Genomic DNA, 14,373 nt, shown 5'->3' with positions numbered 1-14,373 from the left:
CCAGTATTCTTTCGTAAATTTCATCAAAGTTGTGCATCTTAATTGTTTTGTCGTTATTACAATTTACTGCCATTGAGCAGTTTGCACAACTTTTTATATCTCAATCAAAATGCACAACGGGTTTTTTATTATCTTGGTTTTATGGAAGACCAGATACTTTTGTCCTATTTGGAAAACTTTATTTCCGAGGAAAGAAAAGAGCGATTTATTTCTATTTTACAACAAAGGACAAAATTCATTACGGTGGCGATGGAAGATGTATGCCAAATGCACAACCCTTCAAATCCTAAGAAATCCTATTTATAAGGGTGAAAGAAAATAGCATGATGAAATCTATCGTGCTCCAATCATTATACCGCTCGTGGTATGGGGAAAAACTAATCAATCCTTCATCAATCGTAATAAGGGCAGTCTTAGGGACAAGAACACGGAACATAAATACCTGCGCAATATGGCTGCGAAAAACCCTTAACGGATTGCTCTCCCACAAACTGGAAAACTACTATGCCTGTGTTCCCAAGAGGTACAAAGAAAACATCTGTGAACAGAAGTAATTTCCAATATGGATACTTGATGGATTCTTGACACTCTTGATTTAGAGAAAACTTTACAATACCATCAAGAATTCCTTTATGGGCGACCATGAGGAAAAAGGCGTGAATTGCAAAAAAACTTGATATCATCGAATCAGAAATCAAGAACGTGGAAGGCAACCAAGGCAGAATGGATGGATTATCTGGCAGGTGGTACATAGACCAATTCGAAGATTGGTCCGCTAAACTGTGCCACTGACAAAACCATTCTCATAGTTATGATGTTTTAAGATTGCCCTAAGTAATACTAATCTTATTTTCATGCATAACTAACATGCATTTAACGGAAAAAAGAATTGATATTATAAAATAATTCCTACTTTTACTGATAGTTAGTTCCCTGATTTAAAAAGTCGAAATCTTATTGTAATGCCTATTCCGATATGTTGAAAGATTTGTTGAACGAAATTTAGGATTGATTCTGGATTTAAAAGAAAATGACCTAAAAAAAACCTTCAGGTCAAAGACGATACATTTTCGCAAAATGTGGTCACAAACCTTGGGAGGCCTAAACCGTCCAAGGCAAATTTAATCTTTGTTATTTTTGTTATTATGAAAAAATTAAGTTTAAAAAAGTTGAACCTTAACACTGGTGATTTGCTCCAAAAAGAACAGTTAAAAACCGTTTTTGGTGGTTTTGGTGGTTATTGTGGTGGTGAATTATCAGCATGTTCCAGCACATGTAATAATGATGCCCAAGTATTATATGGGGGAAGTATGACGGATGCGCAAATAATTGCTTGGTTTAATGCTTGCATTAGTAGTTGTTGCAATGGATAGAATTTCTTGTAAAGAGACCTTCCAAATTTCGATTTGGAAGGTTCTCACTTGTATATTTCTGATAGGAATAACAACAGTTAATTTCTCTTCGGCCCAAAAGGATATATCTGGAAAAGTGGTGTATGATGTATATGAAGGCAACTATACGAATGAAGTGCCAGGGTCTATAGGCGCTTTGGGGGTTAACAAAGTAAATTTAGATGATGATTTTGCTCCAAAGAGTATTCTTTTGGAATTTAAGAACGACGCTTCCTTTTGTAGTTTGGCCGAAGAATCTACCATTAGCAATAACAATTGGTCGAAGTACAAAGAGATCTCTCTTGAAATAACAGGAGAAATATTTTATGATTTTTCAAAGAAAGAGTTTTTAAATAGCCACCACGAATTTGACAAACTATATCTTATATCAAAGAATATAGAAGCAGTTAAATGGAGTTTGAAAGATGAAACCAAGGAAATCTTGGGATACGTTTGTAAAAAAGCAGTTCGAGAAATAAAATACACTCAGGTAACTGGAAAATCATTTATGATAAAATATGTGGCATGGTACGCTCCTGATATTAATGTTCCCTTTGGGCCTTATGGCCATATCAATCTACCTGGACTGATTTTGGAGATAGATAAAACAGGTGGCCATACTGAATTTCAATACAAAGCAAGGGATATTGAGTTGAATGGAAGTGTGCCAATTCAAATTGTAAAGCCCAATAAAGGAATACCAATAAGTCAAAAAGAGTTTGACAAAAAGCTTGAAGATAGGGTAAAAGAGATAATGGGAATGAAGTGAAGTGTAATGGATTCGTTTGTAAGAAAGAATGTGAAGTTCATTAAAATATCATTACCCTATCTATATTTAGAATAAAAACCTAAAAGTTCTACGGGTTTTCTGGACTAGAAAACGCTTTTGGAGTTGATTTCTGAAAAACATACCTATATGAATCCGTTTTGATTAGACTTCGCTCTACCTATCTTGTCAAAGGGTTTTTTGAAGTGTCTGGCGATGTCCTGTTTGACATTTTCATGACTAACTTTCTCCTTTAGCCAAATCCTCGTCACTTGCACCTTAATGATTTTACCGTTTCTTTTAACTTTCACGTAAACGGATTCACCACACCGGTAATATCATATTTTTCATGATTGACATATTTACGCTAAAAATATACTTTTTATTATCTTGGTTTTATGGAAGGCCAGATACTTTTGTCCTATTTGGAAAACTTTATTTCCGAGGAAAGAAAAGAGCGATTTATTTCTATTTTAGAACAAAGGACAAAATTCATTACGGTGGCGACGGAAGATGTATACCAAATGCACAATACCAGTGCCGTTATACGAAGTTGTGAATCTTTTGGCGTACAGGAAATTCATGTGATCGAAGATAAGTATGGGAAGCAGTTGGACAAGAACATTGCCATGGGCGCACAGCAATGGGTTGATGTACATCGATACAATTCAACGGCGGACGCCCTAGAAACATTGAAAAAGGATGGATATCAAATTATTGCCACCACTCCGCATCACGAGGGTATGACACTCCATGATTTTAAACTGTCCCAAAAAACGGCTTTGTTCTTTGGTACGGAGCGGGACGGTCTTAGTGATGAGGTGCTTAAAAATGCGGATGGGTTTCTGACGATTCCCATGGTCGGATTCACGGAAAGTTTGAATATCTCCGTTTCCGCAGCAATAGTATTGCAATGTTTGACGACAGCTCTACGCAATAATAATTTGGATTGGAGGCTGAAACCCCATGAAATACTGGAAAAGCGTTTGGATTGGACGAAAAAATCCATCAAGGACATCGAAGGGATTCTAATGCGATTTTACCGGGAGAATTGATTTTTTTATTATCTTGAAGCAACAACCAACTAATTGATAAACAAATGACTATATTAATTTATATTCTTGTGGCGATTATCGCCCTTGTATTGATCCTGTCCATTTTAGCACCTAAGACCTATGATGTTTTCAGGTCAATAGAGATCGATAGCCCTAAGGCCGTGGTATTCCCTTATTTGAAATTTTTGGAAAAACAGCAGGAATGGTCCCCCTGGGCGAAAAAAGACCCGGATATGAGTAGGGAATTACGGGGTACGGATGGCGAAGTAGGTGCCGTGAATTATTGGAACGGAAACAAGGATGTAGGGGAAGGTGAACAGGAAATAACAAAGATAACCGAGGGTGAAAGGGTAGAAGGAACCCTTCGGTTTTTTAAACCGTGGAAATCGGAATCCGATTGTTATATGGATCTGCAAGAAACCTCGGAAGGTAAAAGTAAAGTTACATGGGGGTTCTCCGGTAAGAATAAGTTTCCGTTCAGTATCATGATGCTTTTTATGAGCATGGACAAAATGGTAGGCAAGGATTTTGAAGAAGGATTACAGACCTTGAAGACCAAATTAGAGGCTTAACAAAAGGGAAATACTTTTATTCCCAAAGCTATAAAATGCAATAAAAACAGAAAATTTTTATTTTTTCCGATTCAATACCTTAAATTCCTCATAGCAACTGCTTATGGCATCCAGGATTTGAAGATCGTTCGCCGTGGTAATGAAAGATTTTGAGTAATTGCAGTTATTGAGAATGTCTTGAATATCCACTTTTTCCAGTTGGAGTAATTCCGTCAGTGTTTCCCTATCGAATTTTGAGGCGAGCAGGTCCCGTATCCGGTCATCTTCCTTTATCTGGCGCAGTTTTCGCATTTGGTTGGGCTTTTTGCCAAAAAGATTGCGCAATAGATCGGCCGGGTTTAAAATGGCCCCAAGTACCTTGGTCACGGCACTAGGGTTCTTGTTTCCACCCTCATAAGCTATGGACAATCCGGAAATACTGTATTGATACGCATTGTTAATGGGTAGGTTTTTTACATCTATTTCCAAATAACCGGTAAGTTGATAGGGACGAACAATAACTTCTTCCAAAGCGTAGGCCAGTTCCGTCAAGGCAATTTTAGTGTCCTTGAATTTGAACATATCATTGGTGACCCGAATTTTTTGTGATTTAAAACCCAAGAAGGAAAAGTATAAAGTGTCGTTAACTGCAGCGGTAATGGTAAACTCACCCTTTTCATTGGTAATGGTTCCGATAACTTGATTTAGGTTGACTACATGGACACTTTCCATGGGCCTATCCGTCTGTGCGTTCATTACAAGGGCGTTGATCTCTGTTATTGCCAAATCATTTTGAGCAAACCCCACAAAGCAAAACAAACATAAAATCCCTAAAAAAAAATCCCTCATGAATACTAGGCCTGATTTTAAAAATACAAACAAAAACAAAAAAATACGCCGGAGCGTATTTTTTAATATACAATTAACTAAAAGAAGTCTCCTTTTCTTTTTTTACTTCTCCTTTTTCCTGAATTTGGACTTGAAGAATTTCCTTTTTCCCTGCGCTTACTTCTTCCGCGATCATTATCCCAACTCCTATCCTTTCTTTTGCCTTTGTCCTTAAAGCCACCCCTTCTTCTTCCACCTCCTCCGGGGCTTTTGGAGATTTCAACGTTTACAAACCGGCCGTCTACTTTAAAATCTTTAAAAGTAGCGAGAATCTGTTCCGTAGCTTCGGCATCGGTATTAAAAAAAGAAAAACTATCTTTTACATCTACTTTAAAGACATCTTCCTTTCCAAGGCCAACGGTATCCCGAACAAAATCCTTTAAGGACATCCAGTCATAACCGTCCTTTTCACCAACGTTTATAAAATACCGGACTGCCCCATTAGAAGGTGCACCACCTCTTTCGTTGCCCCTGTCAGATGTAGCACTGTTCAAGTCCTTGCTCTTATTGTAATAATTGTAAAAACGGGTAAACTCTACCGAAACTATTTTTTTTATGAGTTCTTCGCGATCAATACCTTCAAGGACATCGTTTATGGCGGGCAAATAATTGTCTACCTCGGGATTTATTTTGGTATCCTTGATCTTATTGGCCAAATGGTACAACTGTATTTCACAGATTTCCATTCCGGTAGGAATGTTCCTGGCCAAAAAATCTTGTTTTATCTTTTTTTCTATGGCCTTGATCTTACGCAGTTCGCTTCGTGTAACAATGACCATGGAAATACCGGATTTTCCCGCTCTTCCCGTTCTGCCGCTCCGGTGGGTATAGGTTTCGATCTCATCGGGCAGTTGATAATTGATAACGTGGGTAATATCGTCCACATCAATACCACGGGCCGCAACATCCGTAGCCACGAGCATCTGTATCTGTTTTTTTCTAAAGGCGTTCATCACCAGATCCCGTTGGTTCTGACTTAGATCCCCATGAAGTGCTCCAGCGTTATACCCATCTTCTATAAGTTTTTCGGCAACTTTCTGGGTATCTCTCTTGGTCCTGCAAAAAACCACCGAAAAAATGTCCGGATTGGTATCCGCCAGCCTTTTTAAGGCAGGGTAACGATCTCTTCCGCCTACCACATAATACTCGTGCTGAACCGTAGTGGCCCCTGAATTTTTGGCACCAACGGTAATCTCCTGGGGCGAGTGCATGAATTTTTTGGCGATCAGGGATACTTCTTTTGGCATGGTCGCCGAGAAAAGCCACGTGGACTTTTCATCGGGAGTGTTGGAAAGGATGTCTTTTATATCCTCAAAAAAGCCCATGTTCAACATCTCGTCGGCCTCATCGAGCACGCAATAATCTATCTTGGAAATGTCCACTAAACGGCGCCCGATCATATCCTTCATCCTTCCGGGGGTGGCCACCACGATCTGTGCACCTCTTTTTATTTGCCTGGCTTGCTCCGTAATGCTCGCCCCACCATAAATAGCCACTACATTTATACTTTTCTCATACTTGGAATAATGCTGTAGTTCGTTGGTAATCTGCAAACATAGCTCACGGGTAGGGGATAGGATCAGACCTTGTGTTGTCCTGCTCTCCCGGTCTATTTTCTGAATTAAGGGAAAGCCAAAAGCGGCGGTCTTTCCGGTTCCTGTTTGGGCCAGTGCTACCAAATCGGTTTCATCTTCCAATAAAATTGGAATCGCTTTTTCCTGTACTTCGGAGGGGTTTTCAAAACCCATATCCGCAACAGCATCCAGTAAGGACTTTTGAAGTCCCAGTGCTTCGAATTTTGTCATAATTTATGTTATACTTAATCGCAAATATGAATGTTGCATAGAGCGATTATCCCGTATAACCTTTAGACTCGGCGCAACACATGCTATACCAGCGGCGTTTAATAAAGCGGCAAAGGTAGTTCTATTTATTAAGATGGAATAACTTTTCGTGGTTTGTGTTCCAAAGAAACTTATAAGCGGCCGTTTTATTCTTTTGGGAAGTTACCGAAATTTTTAAGATTCCTTTTTTTCTTGTGGTGTAACACGCCCTAAGTAATCTATTAATTTGGAAAACGCTTTTCCCCTATGGCCGATTTTGTTTTTGGTCTCCAGGGGCAATTCTGCAAAAGTGCCATTAAAGCCCTTGGGTTTAAAAATGGGATCGTAACCAAATCCTTTCCCGCCCTTTTTTTCTTTTATGATTTCCCCTTGTACTTCCCCTTCAAAAAAAATGGTTTCCCCTTTTATGTTCAAGGCAATTACGGTCTGGAAACAAGCAGTTCTATCTTTTTTTCCTTCCAGATTCTGTAATAGTTTGTCCATATTGGCATTTGCATCGTTCTTGGGGCCTGCATACCTAGCGGAGAATACCCCGGGCGCTCCATTTAGGGAATTTACCAATAAGCCCGTATCATCCGCAAAACAGGGTTTGTTGTATGTGGTGGTTATAAAATCCGCCTTTAGTTTTGCATTGCCCTTTAGGGTATCGGCAGTTTCTGGTATGGATCGGGTACAGTTTATGTCATTTAATGAAATAAGGCGAATGTGTTTGGGCAATAGTTGCCGTATTTCTTTTATTTTGTTAGGGTTGTGCGTTGCAAATATGAGTTCCATGCAATTAAATGATATCGAATTTATTTAGATGAGGTGGCCAAATGTACTAATTTTATGGAATGGAGTTAAAGTTGCCCCCAGTCGTCGTTTTTTTGGTTTTTGGTGCTGTAATGTATCTTTTAGGGACTTTTATGCCCTTTGGTCTTTTTGATTTTTTTGGAAGGATGGTATTGTCCAAAACCCTATTAGGCATGGCTATGATCATTATTTTTATAGCAATTGTCCAGTTTAAAAAAGCAAAGACCACTACAGATCCCTCAAACCTATCTAAGGTTAGCCGTTTGGTCACTACCGGTATTTATCAATTTTCCCGAAACCCGATGTATTTGGCAATGCTGTTGATTTTATTGGCTTTGGGTTTAAAATTAGGTAATGCCTTTAATGCTCTCACCGCTGCAGGGTTTGTAGCTTATATGAACCGTTTTCAGATTATACCGGAAGAAAATACGCTTTTGAACAAATTTGGCAAGGAATATAAACTATACTGTACGCTGGTGAGAAGGTGGTTTTGATCTAAAGAATTAGGATATAAGTATTGAACCCTGATCAAGATAATATATTCTGAGAATGGTTTTTATTTCAATATTTTGTTGACACTGCCTGGAATTGGTTTAGGTAAATTAACTGTTATAAGCTTAAATGATAATAATTGCAAATATTATCAAATTAGCTTATTATTTTGTATATTAGCATTTTGATTAATAATTATGATAGCGATTATCACCGGGGATATCATTAATTCGGAGAATTACCCTTCATCGGAATGGATAGGTATTCTTAAGGAATATTTTTCCCGTTTTGGTACGTCACCATTGTATTGGGAGATTTATAGGGGAGATGAGTTTCAATTAAAGGTCAATAGCGAAAATGCCTTGATAACCGCTATACAGATCAAGGCTATTTTAAAATCGATTAAAGGGCTTGATGCCCGTATGGGTATAGGCATTGGTCTGGAAACGTTCGTGGGTTCCGGTGTGAGCGAATCCAATGGTCCGGCATACCAGCGTTCTGGCCGTAAATTTGAATCCTTAAAAGACAGTAAGGTCAATCTCAGTATTGCTACAGGAAGGGATTTTTATGATCGGACATTAAATGTAATGCTTAGGATGGCCTTGGATTTTATGGATAATTGGAGCGTGGTCTCCGCAGAAATTATTGCATTGATCCTAGATTACCCAAAGGCATCGCAAAAAGAAATAGCCGAAAAACTTGGAATTAAACAATCCGCCGTAAGTCAAAGGTTAAAAAGGGCACGTCTGGATTTGGTGATGGATCTTTTGGTATATTATGAAAGTTTGATCAAAGATGGAATATAACCTATGGCCTTGTTCATAAAATTACTTTTGGCACATCTGATCGGTGATTTTTTGCTCCAACCCAATAAGTGGGTCGTACATAAGGAGTCCAATAAAGCCAGATCCAAATACTTGTACATACATGTCCTGCTCCATTATGCACTCTATTTAGTAATCTTATGGGATTTAAGCTATTGGAAAATGGCCATGATTATTGTTTGGAGCCATTTTTTTATAGATGTGGCAAAATTATATATCAATCCGTTTTTCAAGAATAAGGCAGTACCATTTTTTATTGATCAATTGTTGCATATCGCCGTACTCTATATCTGTTCCTATTTTAACCAATTACCTGATCATATTGTTTATTTCGTTAGGGATTTGGATTGGGCATTGCTAACAGCGGTTGTTTTTGTTACGTTTCCTTCGGCCGTTATCATGGGTAAATTATTGGGAAATATGTCTTATAAGATCGGAACGGATCATAAATCATTGCCCAATGCAGGAAAATATATCGGTATAATAGAACGATTGTTCGTGTTGATCTTTATTTTGATCGGTAGATGGGAGGTTATAGGGTTGCTCATTACCGCCAAATCGGTTTTTCGGTTTAACGATATAAAAGAGACCAATAACAGAAAACTTACGGAGTATATCTTAATCGGGACCTTGGTGAGTTTTGGTCTGGCCATACTTGCCGGGTTACTGTATATGAAGTTAAACGTATAATCCACCGCCATCTTTTTTTAATACGTTTATTACGGCCCATAACAAGGTTCCCAAGGTGATCCGTATTACAATCACTTTTGAACCAAACCAAGGACTTTTTGTTTTATTTGTTCATAACAGGGTACTTGAAAAATTTAATTTTTACTTTTGTAGCTTGGTTTAATCACAATTTTTTTGATTAAAAATGGTAGATACGGGAAGAAAGTACGTTTTTGATTTTGACAGTACATTGACAAGGGTAGAAGCTTTGGATGTTTTGGCCGAAATGACATTGCAGGGCAAATCCAATAAGGACGAAATTATTGCCGATATTCAAAAAATCACCAATCTGGGTATTGATGGGGATATTTCTTTTACCGAGTCTTTGGAACGCCGCATTAAGCTTTTAAAGGCCCATAAAGATGATTTGGATGGTCTGGTCGATGAACTCAGACAGAAAATCTCAAAATCCATTGCATCCAATAAAGAGTTTTTTGAAAAATATTCAGATGATATTTATGTAATATCCTGTGGTTTCAAAGAATTTATAGACCCGATCGTTGAAGAGTACAACATTCCCTCAAATAGGGTCTATGCCAATACGTTTAAGTTTGATGATGCGGATAATATCATAGGTTTTGATGAAACCAACGTACTGTCCCAACACAATGGTAAGATCGAGTGCCTAAAGCAGATGGATTTAGATGGGGAGGTCCAGGTTATAGGGGATGGTTATAGTGATTATGTAATGCGGGAAGCCGGTATTGCGGATAAGTTCTTTGCATATACGGAGAACGTTCATCGTGACAAAGCCACTGATAATGCGGATCATGTTGCCCCTAATCTGGATGAATTCCTTTTTGTGAACAAATTACCTAGAAATATTTCCTATCCTAAAAACCGGATAAAGATCCTCTTATTGGAGAATGTACATCCCGCAGCTTTTGAAAATTTGTCCGAGGATGGTTTTTCCGTAGAGTTGATCAAACACAGTTTGCCGGAAGATGAACTGATCGAAAAAATCAAAAAAGTCCATGTACTGGGAATCCGTTCAAAAACAAAGGTTACCCAAAAGGTATTGGATGCTGCCGAAAAACTGCTGGTCGTAGGGGCGTTTTGTATAGGGACCACCCAGATAGATTTGGACCATGCCAAGAAAAAGGGCGTAGTGGTTTTTAACGCACCATATAGCAATACACGTTCTGTAGTGGAATTGGCGATAGGGCAGATTATTATGTTGATGCGAAGCGTTTTTGCCCGCAGTACGGAAATTCATGACGGACAGTGGCAAAAGACAGCTGCTGGTTCTCGTGAAGTCAGGGGTAAAAATCTGGGTATTATAGGGTATGGCAATATAGGAAAGCAACTTTCTGTATTGGCCGAAGCCATTGGTATGCGGGTATATTATTATGACGTGAACGATAAGTTGGCCTTAGGAAATGCCATAAAATGCAGTTCCTTGGAAGATTTATTGAACGTTTCGGACGTGGTTACCCTGCATGTTGATGATAACAAGGCCAATAAAAACTTTATTGGGGAACGGGAGATCAACCAGATGAAGAAAGGGGCCATGCTGATTAATCTTTCCAGAGGTTTTGTAGTGGATATCGATGCCTTGGCAAACGCTTTGGAAAGTGGTCGGGTAGGAGGTGCCGCCGTAGATGTATATCCGGAAGAGCCTAGAGCCAATGGAGCGTTCCAGACCAAATTACAGGGCTTTTCAAATGTAATCCTTACACCGCACGTAGGCGGAAGTACGGAGGAGGCACAACGTGATATTGCCGATTTTGTTCCCAATAAGATTATGGATTACATCAATTCGGGAAATACGGTAGATGCGGTAAATTTCCCGAATATCCGATTGCCCAAACAAAATAAGGCGCATCGATTTTTGCATATACACAAGAACGTTCCGGGAGTTATGGCCAAAATCAATGAAGTACTGGCCAAGTATGAATTGAACATTTCTAGCCAATATCTTTCAACGGATAATGAGGTGGGGTACGTGATTACGGATTTGGATAAAGAATACAACAAAGATGTCATTAAGGCCCTTAAAAAAGTTGAGCATACCATTAAGTTCAGGGTGTTGTATTAAAAACTAATTTTCCCTCCTTTCTTGAGGAAGGGAAACGCCTAAGTTTTTATAATGTGTTCCTTTCTTTTGAGAAGAAAATTGAGCCGGATTTATTTATGATGGTACGGTTCGTTCTTCAGGATGGTAAAAGCCCGGTAAATTTGTTCCGTTATAAAAAGGCGGACCATTTGATGGGAGAACGTCATCGGGGAGAGGCTGATTTTGCCCTCGGCGGTATTATAGATCGCTTCGCTAAAGCCATATGGGCCTCCAATTAAGAATACCAGGCGTTTTATACCCGAGTTCATTTTCTTCTGTAAAAAAGTAGCAAATTCGACCGATGAATACTGCTTTCCCTTTTCATCAAATAATATGAGACTGTCCATAGGGCCCAGTTTTTTTAATACAAGTTCCCCTTCCCTGATTTTTTGTTGCTCCTCGGACAGGTTTTTAACGTTTTTAACATCCGGAATTACCTCAAGTTCAAATTTAATGTAGTGTGAAAGCCTTTTTTCATAGATAGAAATAAGGGCTTGTAACGCTTTATGATCCGTTTTGCCAACGGCCAATAGTTTTATGGTCATGCAGCAAATGTAATCTTGGAAATTTCAAAATCCAAGCTTCAAAATCCAAATGTCATTTTTTGTCGGGCAATGTAAATTTGTAAAATTCATACCAAATTTTCAGAACTCAAAAGGGAAATACCGCCAACAACCCGAACAATTTGTTAATTTCGTCCGTATCAAAACTAAACTTATGATTTCTTCCAAAAAATTCGATTTTGAAATAGAAAACATCATAAAAAACGCAATCAGGGAAGATGTTGGCGATGGGGACCATAGTTCGTTATCCTGTATTCCCATAGATGCCATGGGCAAGGCCAAATTGTTGGTCAAAGACGAAGGGGTAATTGCCGGAATTGATTTTGCAAAGCAAGTTTTTGACCATGTGGACGATGACTTTAAGGTCGAAATATTGATCAAAGACGGTTCCACGGTCAAATATGGCGATATCGCCTTTTATGTAGAAGGCAGGGCACAAAGTATTTTAAAAGCGGAGCGGTTGGTTTTGAATGCCATGCAACGCATGAGTGCCATTGCCACGAAGACCAATGCCTATGTTAAACTTTTAGAAGGTACCGGAACCAAAATATTGGATACCAGAAAAACTACGCCCGGAATCCGTGCATTGGAAAAATGGGCCGTTAAGATCGGTGGTGGCGAGAACCATAGGTTTGCATTGTACGATATGATCATGTTAAAAGATAACCATATCGATTTTGCGGGAGGGATTACAAAAGCGATAGACAAAACAAAAAAATATTTGAAGGAGACCGGGCGGGATTTGAAAATTATCTTAGAAGCAAGGGATTTGTATGAAATAGAGGAAATCCTAAGATCTGAAGGTGTTTACAGAATCCTGATCGATAACTTTAATTATAAAGATACCCGAAAAGCGGTAGAAATGATCGGGGATCGCTGTTTAACGGAATCCTCGGGCGGGATCAATGAAAAGACCATTAGAAAATATGCCGAATGTGGTGTAGATTATATATCATCCGGGGCACTGACCCACTCGGTGTACAATATGGATTTAAGCTTAAAAGCAGTCTAAATGTCTAAAGAAATAGAGGAGAAACTCCAAAAAATCCCCATTGTAAATTGGTTGGTACGTTTATTGAAAAATATTCGGCTTCCCGGCTTTGAAGGACTGTCTATTTACGATCTTATAGAAATGTATATTCTTGGTATTGTGGAAGGAACACTTTCCACAAGGGCCAGTGCTATTGCCTTTAGCCTGTTTTTGGCATTGTTTCCCTTGTTGATTTTTATGCTTACGCTCGTACCTTTTTTAATTTCTATTTTTAGTCTGGAAAACACAAACTTTGATAGTGATTTCCCTCTTTTCTTAGAATCATTTTTACCTTCGGCGACCGGTGAGTATTTTGGAGAAGTCTTTCAACAAATAAAGGACCAGAAAAGGGGAGGCTTGCTGTCATCCGCTTTTATCCTATCTATTTTTTTGGTTGCCAATGGGGTCAACGCCATATTTGGTGGCTTTGAGACCTCTTATCACATAGAACTTACCCGTAATTTTTTTAGACAATACCTTTTTGCATTGATGGTGGGCCTTATTCTCTCCATTTTAATTATTATAGGCTTTGTGGTTTTTGTGTACTTTGAGGTATACGTTCTTAAATACCTAAGTGAGTTTGCGGCCAGGCAAGGAGGTTACGTATTGGGGGACGGCGAAATTATTGGTGTACAGATCGCAAAAGTGCTGTTTTTTATCATACTTTCTTATTTTACAACGGCCATCTTATATTATTTTGGTACGCGAGAAGGTAAACAGGCCCGTTTTTTCTCGGTTGGCGCATTAATGACCACAGTTCTTTTTTTGATAACCTCCTATTTATTCGGAATTTATGTTGAAAAATTTGCACGATACAATGAGCTTTACGGGGCGTTGGGAGGATTATTGATATTAATGATCTACATCTGGTTAAATTCCAATATCTTGCTGCTCGGTTTTGAATTGAACGCCTCATTAAATTCATTGAGGAAAATGGCTAGAAAAGAATGACGCACAGCAAAAAGAGTTTGCTTTTTATCCTATGTGTATGTTTTACAGGTTTTTTGACCGCACAAAGCGTTTTTGGAAAATGGAAGACCATTGATGATCGCACGGGAAAACCTAAGGGGATCATTAAAATATATAAAAAGAATGGACTCATGTACGGCAAAGTTTTAAAGATATTGGAAAAAGGTAAAGAGAACGCGATATGTATCAAGTGTAAGGGCGACCTTAAGGATAAACCTGTTGTTGGTATGGAGATTATAACGGCGGCAAAGGAGAATAAAGATGGGGAGTGGAAGGGGAAAAGACTTTTTGACCCGGAACAGGCCATGACTTTTAGATGCAAGATATGGTTGAACCCCAATAACCCTAATGAACTTAAAGTTAGGGGATACCTCGCCTTTTTGTACAGAACGCAGACTTGGCTTCGGATGAAAGATTGATCGG

At 38.8% G+C, this 14,373-nt stretch carries 16 protein-coding genes and 1 pseudogene; 13 read left to right on the top strand and 4 right to left on the bottom strand.

The window, feature by feature from the left end; translation table 11 throughout:
* Positions 1–141: 141 nt before the first annotated feature.
* The 6 genes and pseudogenes from ACKWB9_RS13550 to ACKWB9_RS13525 all read left to right on the top strand — a co-directional run.
* Positions 142–282 (top strand): annotated as a pseudogene (locus ACKWB9_RS13550) (TrmH family RNA methyltransferase); the annotation flags it as partial.
* Between the two features lie 41 nt (positions 283–323).
* A complete protein-coding gene (locus ACKWB9_RS13545) occupies positions 324–554 on the top strand; it encodes a hypothetical protein (protein ID WP_414003557.1) in 231 nt (76 codons plus the stop codon).
* 591 nt (positions 555–1,145) lie between these two features.
* The gene (locus ACKWB9_RS13540) at positions 1,146–1,373 is read left to right on the top strand and encodes a hypothetical protein (RefSeq protein ID WP_414003556.1); all 228 of its coding nucleotides are present in this window, start codon (positions 1,146–1,148) and stop codon (positions 1,371–1,373) included.
* Positions 1,342–2,160 (top strand): GLPGLI family protein, encoded by an 819-nt coding sequence (locus ACKWB9_RS13535; protein WP_414003555.1) that lies wholly within the window; start codon positions 1,342–1,344, stop codon positions 2,158–2,160. The genes ACKWB9_RS13540 and ACKWB9_RS13535 overlap by 32 nt, the downstream gene beginning before the upstream one ends.
* A gap of 395 nt (positions 2,161–2,555) precedes the next feature.
* Positions 2,556–3,212 (top strand): TrmH family RNA methyltransferase, encoded by a 657-nt coding sequence (locus tag ACKWB9_RS13530; protein WP_414003554.1) that lies wholly within the window; start codon positions 2,556–2,558, stop codon positions 3,210–3,212.
* A gap of 44 nt (positions 3,213–3,256) precedes the next feature.
* Positions 3,257–3,784, top strand: coding sequence for an SRPBCC family protein (locus tag ACKWB9_RS13525; RefSeq protein WP_414003553.1), 528 nt, complete (start codon positions 3,257–3,259; stop codon positions 3,782–3,784).
* A gap of 57 nt (positions 3,785–3,841) precedes the next feature.
* On the opposite strand, the gene ACKWB9_RS13520 is transcribed toward ACKWB9_RS13525, so the two are convergent.
* From ACKWB9_RS13520 to ACKWB9_RS13510, 3 genes are all read right to left on the bottom strand, one after another.
* Entirely contained in the window at positions 3,842–4,612 is a 771-nt protein-coding gene (locus tag ACKWB9_RS13520) for a carboxypeptidase-like regulatory domain-containing protein (RefSeq protein ID WP_414003552.1), read from the bottom strand.
* A 77-nt stretch (positions 4,613–4,689) separates the two neighbouring features.
* Positions 4,690–6,456, bottom strand: coding sequence for a DEAD/DEAH box helicase (locus ACKWB9_RS13515; protein WP_414003551.1), 1,767 nt, complete (start codon positions 6,454–6,456; stop codon positions 4,690–4,692).
* A 213-nt stretch (positions 6,457–6,669) separates the two neighbouring features.
* On the bottom strand, positions 6,670–7,269 hold the full coding sequence (locus ACKWB9_RS13510; RefSeq protein ID WP_414003550.1) for a non-canonical purine NTP diphosphatase: 600 nt from the start codon (positions 7,267–7,269) through the stop codon (positions 6,670–6,672).
* 59 nt (positions 7,270–7,328) lie between these two features.
* Between ACKWB9_RS13510 and ACKWB9_RS13505 the strand changes: the two genes are divergently transcribed.
* The 4 genes from ACKWB9_RS13505 (at position 7,329) to serA (ending at position 11,370) form a co-directional block, all read left to right on the top strand.
* Positions 7,329–7,781: a methyltransferase family protein gene (locus tag ACKWB9_RS13505; protein WP_414003549.1), complete on the top strand. Its 453-nt coding sequence runs from the start codon at positions 7,329–7,331 to the stop codon at positions 7,779–7,781.
* 195 nt (positions 7,782–7,976) lie between these two features.
* A complete protein-coding gene (locus ACKWB9_RS13500; protein WP_414003548.1) occupies positions 7,977–8,585 on the top strand; it encodes a SatD family protein in 609 nt (202 codons plus the stop codon).
* A gap of 3 nt (positions 8,586–8,588) precedes the next feature.
* Positions 8,589–9,293, top strand: coding sequence for a DUF3307 domain-containing protein (locus ACKWB9_RS13495; protein ID WP_414003547.1), 705 nt, complete (start codon positions 8,589–8,591; stop codon positions 9,291–9,293).
* 184 nt (positions 9,294–9,477) lie between these two features.
* Entirely contained in the window at positions 9,478–11,370 is a 1,893-nt protein-coding gene (gene serA / locus ACKWB9_RS13490) for a phosphoglycerate dehydrogenase (protein WP_414003546.1), read from the top strand.
* A gap of 89 nt (positions 11,371–11,459) precedes the next feature.
* Here the strand turns inward: serA and rlmH are convergent, their stop codons facing one another.
* On the bottom strand, positions 11,460–11,933 hold the full coding sequence (rlmH, locus tag ACKWB9_RS13485; protein WP_414003545.1) for a 23S rRNA (pseudouridine(1915)-N(3))-methyltransferase RlmH: 474 nt from the start codon (positions 11,931–11,933) through the stop codon (positions 11,460–11,462).
* 172 nt (positions 11,934–12,105) lie between these two features.
* On the opposite strand from rlmH, the gene nadC reads away from it, so the two are divergent.
* The 3 genes from nadC to ACKWB9_RS13470 are packed head-to-tail and all read left to right on the top strand — an operon-like array spanning position 12,106 to position 14,369.
* The gene (nadC, locus tag ACKWB9_RS13480; RefSeq protein ID WP_414003544.1) at positions 12,106–12,963 is read left to right on the top strand and encodes a carboxylating nicotinate-nucleotide diphosphorylase; all 858 of its coding nucleotides are present in this window, start codon (positions 12,106–12,108) and stop codon (positions 12,961–12,963) included.
* Positions 12,964–13,932, top strand: a complete 969-nt coding sequence (locus ACKWB9_RS13475) for a YihY/virulence factor BrkB family protein (protein WP_414003543.1) — start codon at positions 12,964–12,966, stop codon at positions 13,930–13,932. It begins immediately after the preceding gene.
* A complete protein-coding gene (locus tag ACKWB9_RS13470) occupies positions 13,929–14,369 on the top strand; it encodes a DUF2147 domain-containing protein (RefSeq protein ID WP_414003542.1) in 441 nt (146 codons plus the stop codon). Before ACKWB9_RS13475 ends, ACKWB9_RS13470 begins: the two co-directional genes overlap by 4 nt.
* The last annotated feature ends 4 nt before the right edge of the window (positions 14,370–14,373 follow it).

It is taken from the genome of Maribacter spongiae (assembly GCF_047345125.1).
Classification (GTDB): Bacteria; Bacteroidota; Bacteroidia; order Flavobacteriales; family Flavobacteriaceae; genus Maribacter.
Note: the sequence above shows the minus strand (reverse complement) of the source record. Positions and strands in the feature narration are given on the sequence as shown.